The sequence below is a fragment of the Mycoplasma sp. 21DD0573 genome, assembly GCF_034863425.1.
GTDB lineage: Bacteria > Bacillota_I > Bacilli_A > Mycoplasmatales > Metamycoplasmataceae > Mycoplasmopsis.
Map to the genome: position 1 here is coordinate 37,781 of NZ_JAYFEZ010000007.1, position 10,679 is coordinate 48,459.

Below are 10,679 nucleotides of genomic sequence, written 5' to 3' on the forward strand. Positions count from 1 at the left end.
CTTTAAAAATTTACTTATAATTAATTTATTAATTATAAAGGATTTTTGTATAAAAAAACAACCGGAAAACCAGTTGTTTAATCACTATAATTTTTCAATTTCAGTTCCATCTTCTATAACTGAATTGTCACTATCAATAACTCCATCTGAAACTAAGTCAGTAGAAATACTTTCTTCTTTTTTATCGTAAAAATCAGTTTGTGTACTTTGTCCAATATTAGGGTCAGAAGTCATTTCAATTAATTCATCTAAACCTACAGCACTAGCTTTTTCTTCTGATTTTTCTTTTTCAGGAGGTAATTGTAAGTTTTTAGCAATGTATTCAATTTCTTCTGCAACAATTGTTTCTTTTTCAAGTAATGAAGTTTTAATCAACTCTAAAAGCTCTCTATTTTTCTTAATTACTTTTGTAGCTATATTTTTAGCTTCTAACATTATTTTTCTAACTTCAAGATCAATTTCGTGGCTAATTTGGTTAGAAATTGATGAACTTGTAGCTAAAGTTTTTCCTAAGAATGGAGAACCTTCTTCTTCTTGATATTTAATCGGACCTAAATCAGACATACCAAATTCAGTAACCATTCTTCTAGCAATTGCTGTTGCTTTCGAAATATCATCTGCAGCACCTGTTGAAATTTTATCTTCTCCATAAATAATTTCTTCTGCTGCTCTACCACCCATAAAACTTGCTATAGAAGCTAATAATTCTTCTTTAGTATAGTTGTATTTTTCATTTTCAGGCATCATTAAGTTATATCCACCGGCTTGACCACGTGGAATAATAGTAATCTTTTGAACTTTATTACCACCAGGAACTTTTATACCAACAACGGCGTGTCCTGCTTCGTGGTAAGCAACTAATGTTAATTCTTCTTTAGTAATAGTTCTAGATTTTTTAGCTGGACCAGCCATAACTCTATCGATTGCCTCATCGATTTGATCTCTTGTAATAATACCTGTGTTTTCTCTAACTGATAAAAGAACAGATTCGTTAATTACGTTTTCTAATTGAGCTCCTGAGAAACCAGGTGTTCTTCTTGCGACATTTTCAAACGAAATATCACTTGAAATACGTTTACCTTTAGCGTGTAGTTTTAAAATTGCTTCACGTTCTTTTACATCTGGTAATCCAACTGTAATAACTCTATCAAAACGACCAGGTCTTGTTAAAGCAGGGTCTAAAACGTCTGTACGGTTTGTAGCTGCAATAAATAATAACCCTGAGTTTTCTTTAATACCATCCATTTCAACAAGAAGTTGGTTAAGTGTTTGTTCACGTTCATCGTGACCTCCACCAATACCGCTTCCTCTTGTTCTACCAATAGCATCAAGCTCATCAATAAAAATAATTGCTGGCGCATTTTTACGTGCTTCTGCTATAACTTGTCTTACTCTTTTAGCCCCCATACCAACAAATAACTCAACAAAGTTAGATGCTGATACAAAGAAGAACGGAACATCAGCTTCTCCTGCTGTAGCCTTAGCTAATAAGGTTTTTCCTGTACCAGGAGGACCTCCTAAAAGGATACCTCTAGGCATTCTAGCTCCTGATACTTCATATTTTTTAGGATTTTTTAAGTAATCTACTATTTCTGAAATTTCTTCAATTGGTTCTTTATTTCCTGCTATATCAGAGAATTTTTTATCTGATTTAATAATTTGAGCAGGACTATTGTCACCAAACATAGCCCCACCTTGCCCTGACATCATTTTAGCTTGTGATCTAAAAATAAAGAACATTATTCCAAGGAATAATAATGTAGGAATAAATGGAAGAATGTATGTTGAGAAGAACCCTGGTTGTGGTGCTGCTGCATTTTGAATTTCTCCTGAACTTACCACACCATTATTTACAAATTTTGTTGCTTCTTTAAGAGGGTCTTTAATTTCATACACTTCATTTATGAAGTTGAATGAACCAGGTGCAACAATCTCAAGTTGACTATTATTTTTTATAAGGGTACCATGCATTTGGTTAGTGAAAGGATCAAACTTAATTAATTTAAAGTATGTTCCATCATCTTGACTATTTGCTGCATCCTTGATGTATTCAACAAATTTGCTTGTTGAAATATTTTGAGGACCTGTTAACTTACTGATAATTAAATAAAGTCCAACTGATATTATTAAAACAACAACAAAAGCTATCAATATACCAGGTCAACGTCTTTTTCTTGGCATTTTATCTCCTTTCTTTGAGATGTTTTATTATTTAATATTTTTTATATTATACCTTATTAATTTAGCAATTCACCCTTTAATTTGACAAAATATAAACCGTTCTTTAAAAGGTATTTTGAAGTTCTGTTTTTAGACAGAATAAAATCAATAATTGATTTGATTTTCGATGAGCTTAATTCAATGTTTTCGTCAGAGAAATATCTATGAATGTATTGATAAACTAAATGTTTTTTGTGCTTGAGTTTTTCAAAAACATCTTGCTTAAATCTTGATTCTTTTCAAATTTGAAATTCTTTTTGAATTTTTTTTATTTTGAAACTTAAAAAGAAGTTTTTTACTAGTGTACAAGCTATAAATGTATTTTTATAGAGTGTTTTTTTAGCGAAATCTAACCTTATTTTATTTCTTGAATATTTAGGTAAATTGTTCGTGTAATCAAAACAAAAAGGTGTGTGATTTTTTTGATTTTTCTTTGTTATTGTATTCTTAAAATACTTAAATAAATAGGGTCTATAAATATTAATTCCATTAATAAGATTTGATTGTTTTATTCCATAGAATAAAACATTTCTTTTAGACTGCTTTTGCATATATGCAGTCTCAAAAAAATCGTCTTTATTATGAGAAATTAACAATTTGTCACAATTTTCTTTTACATAAACTTCTTTGAAAAATTTGTATCTCTGCTCTCTAGCTCAAGATTGAAAGTTACCTTTAACATAATCATTTTTGGATAACTCTAAAACATAAAACTTGATATTATGTCTCTTACAAAAATCTTCAACTACTTTTTGATCTAAACCACTATCAGCGCGTTGATTGTAATTAACGTGAGCAACAATTATGTTTTTGCTTTTATATTCATTCAACATAAACATACTGTCTGGTCCACCACTAACAGCTAGTAAATATTTAGTTTTTTGATTTGACATTGTATTTGTTCATAACAGTTAGAATATCATTATAGACAAATGAAATTGAAGCTTCAGCAGCTTTATTTAACACAGGTTCTAAGATCAACATTTGTTCAGGTGTAAAATTACCTAAAACAAAATCTCTTAATGGTTCTGTGTGTTCCGTATTAATTCCAATTTTTAATCTTTTAAATTCTTGAGTACTAAGCATTTGAACAATGTTTAAAACACCGTTATGACTCCCTCCTGAACCACCAATTTTAATTGCACTTTTTCCTAGTGGAAAGTCTTTTTCATCGTGAATAACTAAAATGTCATCAGGATTAATTTTGAAAAATTGAGCTATAGCTTGAACAAATTCACCTGATTTATTCATATAAGTCATTGGTTTTGCAATTATTAAATCATCTAACTTAACATATTCTCCATTAAATTTAGATTTATTTAACTCGACACCCATTTGCTTACAGATTTTATCAATAACCATAAAACCAACATTGTGTCTAGTGTATTTGTATTTATCTCCTGGATTTCCTAAACCAACTATTAATTTCATTACACCCTTCTTTCTGTTTGGATAAAGAATCTTAAGTTTGTATGCACTTGATTAGCACTTGTTGCGTGTATTCTTTCAATTAAACTTTTGTAATCAACACTTTGGTCAATAAATATTTGCAAGTGTTTAATTGCTCTTGATGCACCTGTATAAAGCATTTTTTTGCTTTGCATAAATGCATGTTCATTATGAATCACCATAATAACAGAGTCAATTTCACTACCTTGGAATTTGTGAATTGTAGTGCTATATGCAAGTTGAATTTGTTCTTGAAATTCTCTTAATGAATACTCAATTTCTTTTTTTCATTCATCCCCTCTATAGAAAGTAACTTTAATTTTCTTAATTTTTTTGTTACCTGATTTAGAGGTTGCGTCCTCATAAACAACATCAGTTATATAACCGATATCACCATTAGAAATATTTTCGTTATTTCTATTTTCTAACTGCATAACTTTATCGTTTATTCTATATTCAATTTGACTATAGTTTTTTCAATTTGTTGCAAAAACATCATTTTTATTTATTGCATTTTGAATTTTCTTATTAACCTCATTAATTCCATATTGATGTCTGTAAGTTGGAATAAGGATAATAACGTTATTAATTCCGAATTTTTCAACTTCTTTTGTATATAGCGTTAATAAATCATTATGAAAGTTTTTGTTATCTACTTTAACTAAATCAACTTCAGAAGGTTTAAACATTGAATCATCAACTTCACCTCTGTTAATATTTGAAAAATGTTTTCAAATTGTTTCTGAATCACTTCTATAAAACTTAGTTAAGTATGTTGTAGGTATATTTTCTGAAAAAATTAAATCATCTAATAAGTTACCTGGTCCAATTGCTGGTAACTGGAAAGCATCTCCGATTAAAACAATCTTTTCTAATTTAGGACTTGCTTTTAACAATTTATCTAATAAGTTAACATCAATCATTGAAAATTCATCAATAATTAAAATTCTTAAATCAACAATTTCTTCTAAATTAGTTAAAGAAATTTTTTCATCAGTATTAGCTATTTGTAGGTAGCTGTGAATTGTTCTAACTTGATGTTTAATCTTTATAGAAACATTAGTTGCAGCCCTACCTGTTGGTGCTAAGATAGTGAATTCATTTGCTTTAACTTTGTTTTTCTTTAATGTTTCATAAATATGCTTAATAACAAATGTTTTTCCTGTCCCTGGTCCACCACTTATTATTGAAATATTTTTGTTTATGAAATTATCATAAGCAGCTTTTTGTTGCTTTGATAAGAATTTCAAATCAATCATAGCTTCAGGTTTCAATTTGCAAATTAATTCTGAATTAGCTAATTTCATTAATCTGTTGTAAATATATGCTTCTTTATCAAATGTAGCTTTCAAAGTAAAGAAACCGGGTAAAACTTGAATTAAATGTTCATCTCTAATAAATCTTTCAAAAATGATATCTAAATCAATTTCGTTTTTTATGAATGCAAAATCACTTTCTTCTTCATTTATTAATGAATTTCATTTTATATTCGCATCTTCAATAGCTTTTTTAAATTTCACTTGCAATGTATCTAAATCAAAAATCGTACTGTTTTGAGTTTCTAAATCTCAAACAACTTTATATAAGTAAGCTACGTATCTTTGATAATTTTCTTTAGTTCAATTCAATAAGAATGCAAAAGTATCCACTTTAAAAATATCATCAATTACTTTATCTATAAACAAGTAATAAGGAGAGTTGTTTTTGTAATATTCAATGAAGTTAAATTCTCTAGAACCGTGAATAGTTGCTAATTTTTCAACTAAATCACTAACTCTTGGGTTATTAAATAAATTTATATTTTTCTTATCTTCTTCAGTTAAGTTTAGTAGTGATTTTAATCTTGCACTATTTTCTTCATAATATTTAGCTAATGATTCTAGTTGTTTATCAGTAATTACACTTAATAATTCATCTCTATAATTTTCAATATCTGCTAGTTTAGTAAATAAATCTTGTCCAAATTCATCAATTATTTTTTTAGCAGTTAATTTTCCGATGTTAGGTACATTTTTTGAAAGATAATCGACTCAATCTGTTTGCACATCTTCGATTATCAACTCTAAATTCTTAATAATTTTTGAGTTTTTGTAACTAGCTTTAGGATTATCTTCAAACTCAACTTCATATTTTTTATATAAATTTGGAAAGACATTTGTAACAAAAACTAAGAATGTTTGACTTTTACCTTCAGGTAAAAATAACATAAGTGCTCAACCTAATTCTTTACCACCTTTAATTTGCTTAATAAATTTACCCTTCATTTTCTCTCCTTACTTTCTATCTATTTATTTAAATTATAAAGATTTAATTTTTATATATCACCCTTTATTTTAGGTGTCAAATAGGATTGTTTTTTGATAAGTTATCCACATAGTTAAAACAATAAAATATAAATATGTTAATAAGTACTTTTTTACTTACATTTTAGACACTTTAGTTGTGGATAACTTTTGCATAACTATGTTGCTAAAGTTGTTTATAACTTATTTTTAAATATGTTTTTTATATAGTAATAAAATTTAGCTATGAATATTAATAATTTTGATGAAGAGAAAAACAAAGAAGAAGCGAAATTAAACTCTTATAATGAACTTTATATCGAGTATATAAAGAATGAAATTCAAGATAATCTCGCTTTTAAAACGTTTTTTAAAAATTTAACAATTCTTAGTTTCAAAAACAATGAAGTTGTTATTTATTTCCCTAAAGTCCATCCTAATTTAAGTTCATTTAAAAATTATTACAAAAATGTTTTTGATAAGTCGGTCAAAGAAATTTTTGGAGCGAATGTCGCTTACAGAATAATTGATAAAGAGACTTTAGATGCACTTAAAGAAACTGAAAAACAAAGTAAAAACTTAAATATTCAGATACCTACAACAAATAAAAAGAAAACAGATGGTATTGAATATACATTTCACAACTATATTCATGGTTCATTCAATGATGAAGCTTTAAATATTTGTAAATCAATTATTGACGACGAATACAAACTAGAAGTTTTATTTATCACAGGTAACTCCGGTTTAGGTAAAACTCACCTTTTAAAAGCTATTTCTAACGCTTTAAACAAAGAAGGTAAATCATCGTTTCTTGTTAACGCAACTGAGTTTATTCGATGAATTCAGCCTTTATTAAAAGAAAATTCAGTTGATGTTCTTAATAAATTTCAGAAGAAATTAATTGATAATTACGACATTTTAATGTTTGACGATTTCCAATTGTATGGTTCAGGGAATAAAAAAGCTACAAAGGATTATATTTTCCAAGTTCTAGATAGTAGAATGGAAAAAGGTAAATTAACCATTTTCTGTTCAGATACAGATATAAATGGAATTTCTAAAATATTTGATGAAAGACTTGTTTCAAGAATTCAATCTGGCTTTATTACAAAAATCAAACAACCCGAACAAGAAGATTTACACAAGATTTTGGATTTCTTACTTACAGAAAACAACTTCGACACAAACACATTAGATGATGAATCAAAAGATTTCATCATAAGAAATAACTCAAATTCAATCAGAACACTTACAGGTGCTGTAAAAAGATTAAGTTTCTACGAAAAAGAAATTAAATCATTACCAAAAACTTTAGTTATAAAAACAATTAAAAATATTTTTGGCGATTTCATTAAAGATAAAGCAGAAATTACTGATGAAATAATTTTAAAAGCTGTTTCAGAATATTACAAAATACCAGTTAAAGATATTTTGAGCCCATCGAGAAAATCTAATATCTTTTTAGCGAGACAAATTGCGATTTATATGATTAAAAAGCATTTAGATTATTCATCTAATGAATTAGGTAAATTATTTAAAAGAGATCATTCAACTATATTAAGTGCTTTAAAGAAAATAAATACTAAAGATGATATTAAAGTTAAAAAAGTTATAAATGAAGTAGAAGATAAGATGCGCAAGAATTATTAATAATTTATAAACATTTATTTTTAACTAAAAACTTAAAAAATAATATAAAAACACACTAAAAATTAACTTTTTGAAAGTTATAAACATATTAACAACTGTTAATATTTATGTTAAGGAGAAGATATGAAATTTACAATTTCAAAACATTTAATAGATCAATTGATTGAATTTATGTCTAATTATATCGATAATAATGATATGCATTATTTATCAAGAACAATTAAGATTGAATTAGATACTCAAAACTTAGTTTTAACAGCAGCTAACGCATCTATAGCAGCTAGAAAAGTCATTAAAGTCGATGAAGATAAAATTAAAGTTGAAAAAGCAGGAAAACTTTGTATTTTAGCTTCTTTATTAAAAAATATTATTAAGAAATTTAATAAAGAAATCACTTTTAAACAAAGAGGTAATTTAATTGATATTTATGAAGGTTCAACTTCATTTACTTTGACAACAAATGATATTACACAATATATTGATACAAATTTTGAAGATCAAAAAAATACTCTTGAAATTGACGCTCAGAGATTAGATAAAATCATCAACAATGTTTCGATTTCAACAACAATAAGTAATGATAAATTAAACTCAATAGTTTTTAAATGTATTAATATAACATCTAAAAATTCAGAAAATGTAAGATTTGTAGCAACTGATTCATATAGACTTTCAACTGAAATTTTAAAAGTTGATAAGAAAGTTGATATCGATTTAACAGTCGATGCAAAAAGTCTTAAAAAACTTATCACAAAAGATGCACCAGAAAAAGTTCAATTATTCTTTGACGAGCATAAAATAGGTATTTCTTACGAAAATACAGTAATTTATATTTCTGTAAGTAAAATTCAATATATTGATATTTCATCATTGTTCCAGACAAAATATACAAGAAGATTTTCTATTGAAAAAGATGAATTATTAAAAGTTATTAATACAGCTTTATTCCAAATCACAGAAAAAGATAGAAAAATGGAATTCTCATTTAATGAAAATGAAATCAAAGTTTTATTTGAAGTTCCTGAAATAGGAACAGGTAAGGCTGTTTCGAATAAATTTCAAATTTTAGAAGGAAAACCTATTGACATGGATTTTAACTACATTTATATTAAGGATGCAGTTTCACAGTTAGATCCGGGTAATATTAATATTTTCATTTCTGAAAAAGAAGATAGAGTACTTTTATTAACAGAAAATGATAATTCACATATTCAGTTAATTACACCATTAAGAAAGTTTTATAACAATTAATTATGACAATTAAAATAACAGGTGATTCAATTAAATTAAGTCAATTTTTAAAGAAAATTAACGAGACCGATACAGGTGGTCAAGCTAAATTCTTTATTGAGACAAATGATATTAAAATTAATAACAAAAAACCTGAAGGTAGATCTTCAAAAATACACCCAGGTGATGTTGTTTGAATAAACGACCAAATTTATGTAATTGAAAAAGAAAAATAAACCATTTTATTGGTTTATTTTTTATATTAAATTAACTAACTTTTTGATGGAACGTAAATAAATCCTTTTAATTTTTCAGCAATCTTAGTGTAGTTGTATCCTTTTTGACCAATTAAATGTGATAATCAACTTCCATATGATGAATTTCCAGGGATTAAAACATATGATTCAGAGTGAGTTTCATCCTCTCAAGCACCTGTTTCTTTGTTATAGTATGTTCCCATTACAGAAATATCCATATTTCCAAATAAGTCACCATATCTATTTGAATCAGATTTAAGTTCACCTACAACTTGTTCAGAAGTTACACCTGATTTTTTAGTGAAGTTGTCATTAAAATCAGAAATATCATCCCCGACTCTCATAACGACTTTGAATTGAACTGGTGTTTCGCCAATTGTAATTTTATTATTGTTTACAAGATGCATTCTTTCTTCTTTTTCTGATCTTGTAGAGGTTGTTGATGAATAAGGTTTTTCTTTATTAGCTAAATCCACACCTTGCATTCATCAAATAAAATCAGGCATATATTTAGCCTCAAGTCCTAAATTAATTAAGTTTGTTTTACTTGGTTCTTTATGTCATTTTTGAGAACGATTAGAGTTAAAGAATACTACTCCACCTTTTGAGTAAACATGCTTAATAAAATCAATTGCTCCAGGAACTTCTGTAGAAATAGCTTGACTAACAAAATCATCTCATGCACGTGCATCGTATGATTGGTTGTTAAGGAATAAATAGTTTTGGTATTTAAAGTTATTTAAAACAGTTTCATCTAAATCCATGAATACCACTGGAATAAATTTACCTTCTTCAGGTGTTGAAACAACAATTTCATCACCAGAAATATTAACTTTAGTTAAATCAACATTTGGTTGTGTAATCATTTTGTCAAAAGCAGCTTTAGCATTTTTGTAAACTTGCATTCCCATAGCGTGTTTTTCCCCAGAGAATGAGTTTCATGCATTTGAACTACCAATTCCTCCACCATTTGCAATTAGAGTTTGAGCTGCTTTAATTTTTTCAGCAACTTCTTCTTCTGTGTATGTTTTTACTTTAGGTGCTTCAGGTGTTTTTTCTGAATTACATGAGTTAGTAACAATAGGTGCAGCAGCCAAAATAATTGATCCTGCTCCAAACAATAAGTATTTTAATTTTTTCATAAATCTCCTTAGTAAATTGAGTAAATAAAATGATAAATATAAATTCATTTTATTACATACTTAACTTATAGTTAAGTAAATAATTATTTTTTTCACAAAATGTGTAAAAAATAACGCATAAGCGTTACTATAATGATTTTAATCCACCCATATATGGTACAAGAACTTCAGGAACAGAAACACTTCCATCAGGGTTTTGATAGTTTTCTAAGATAGCTGCAATCACTCTATCAACAGCTAAACCTGAACCATTCATTGTGTGAGCGTATTCAGTTTTACCTTCATCGTTTTTATATCTAATCATAGCTCTACGAGCTTGGAAATCACCCATATAACTTACACTAGATGTTTCTCTATATCTTTGTTCTGAAGGTAATCATAATTCTAAGTCAACCTGAGTTTCCAAGTTAAAAAGGGTTAAAAAACGAAAACACCTATAAATAAGG

At 27.3% G+C, this 10,679-nt stretch carries 9 protein-coding genes; 3 read left to right on the top strand and 6 right to left on the bottom strand.

The annotated features are described in order from the left end of the window. Positions 1 to 84: 84 nt before the first annotated feature. Genes ftsH through VBM86_RS01500 form a run of 4 tightly spaced genes read right to left on the bottom strand, consistent with a single transcriptional unit; the run spans position 85 to position 5,933 of the window. A complete protein-coding gene (gene ftsH / locus VBM86_RS01485) occupies positions 85 to 2,181 on the bottom strand; it encodes an ATP-dependent zinc metalloprotease FtsH (protein WP_323189621.1) in 2,097 nt (698 codons plus the stop codon). A 56-nt stretch (positions 2,182 to 2,237) separates the two neighbouring features. Beyond that, positions 2,238 to 3,113: a tRNA lysidine(34) synthetase TilS gene (gene tilS, locus VBM86_RS01490; protein WP_323189622.1), complete on the bottom strand. Its 876-nt coding sequence runs from the start codon at positions 3,111 to 3,113 to the stop codon at positions 2,238 to 2,240. Then, positions 3,094 to 3,651, bottom strand: a complete 558-nt coding sequence (pth, locus tag VBM86_RS01495; protein ID WP_323189623.1) for an aminoacyl-tRNA hydrolase — start codon at positions 3,649 to 3,651, stop codon at positions 3,094 to 3,096. Before pth ends, tilS begins: the two co-directional genes overlap by 20 nt. Further along, on the bottom strand, positions 3,651 to 5,933 hold the full coding sequence (locus VBM86_RS01500) for an AAA family ATPase (protein WP_323189624.1): 2,283 nt from the start codon (positions 5,931 to 5,933) through the stop codon (positions 3,651 to 3,653). The genes pth and VBM86_RS01500 overlap by 1 nt, the downstream gene beginning before the upstream one ends. Positions 5,934 to 6,197: 264 nt before the next feature. Here VBM86_RS01500 and VBM86_RS01505 point away from each other — a divergent pair, with 264 nt between their 5' ends. The 3 genes from VBM86_RS01505 (at position 6,198) to VBM86_RS01515 (ending at position 9,070) form a co-directional block, all read left to right on the top strand. Next, positions 6,198 to 7,604: a DnaA ATPase domain-containing protein gene (locus VBM86_RS01505; protein ID WP_323189625.1), complete on the top strand. Its 1,407-nt coding sequence runs from the start codon at positions 6,198 to 6,200 to the stop codon at positions 7,602 to 7,604. A gap of 123 nt (positions 7,605 to 7,727) precedes the next feature. Further along, on the top strand, positions 7,728 to 8,855 hold the full coding sequence (locus tag VBM86_RS01510; protein ID WP_323189626.1) for a DNA polymerase III subunit beta: 1,128 nt from the start codon (positions 7,728 to 7,730) through the stop codon (positions 8,853 to 8,855). 2 nt (positions 8,856 to 8,857) lie between these two features. Further along, a complete protein-coding gene (locus tag VBM86_RS01515) occupies positions 8,858 to 9,070 on the top strand; it encodes an RNA-binding S4 domain-containing protein (RefSeq protein WP_323176757.1) in 213 nt (70 codons plus the stop codon). Between the two features lie 35 nt (positions 9,071 to 9,105). Here VBM86_RS01515 and VBM86_RS01520 read toward each other — a convergent pair whose 3' ends face one another. Together VBM86_RS01520 and VBM86_RS01525 are read right to left on the bottom strand one after the other, a co-directional pair. After that, positions 9,106 to 10,233: an HAD family acid phosphatase gene (locus VBM86_RS01520; RefSeq protein WP_323189627.1), complete on the bottom strand. Its 1,128-nt coding sequence runs from the start codon at positions 10,231 to 10,233 to the stop codon at positions 9,106 to 9,108. 127 nt (positions 10,234 to 10,360) lie between these two features. Then, the coding region (locus VBM86_RS01525; protein WP_323189628.1) for an aminoacyl--tRNA ligase-related protein at positions 10,361 to 10,679 on the bottom strand (319 nt) is incomplete at its 5' end.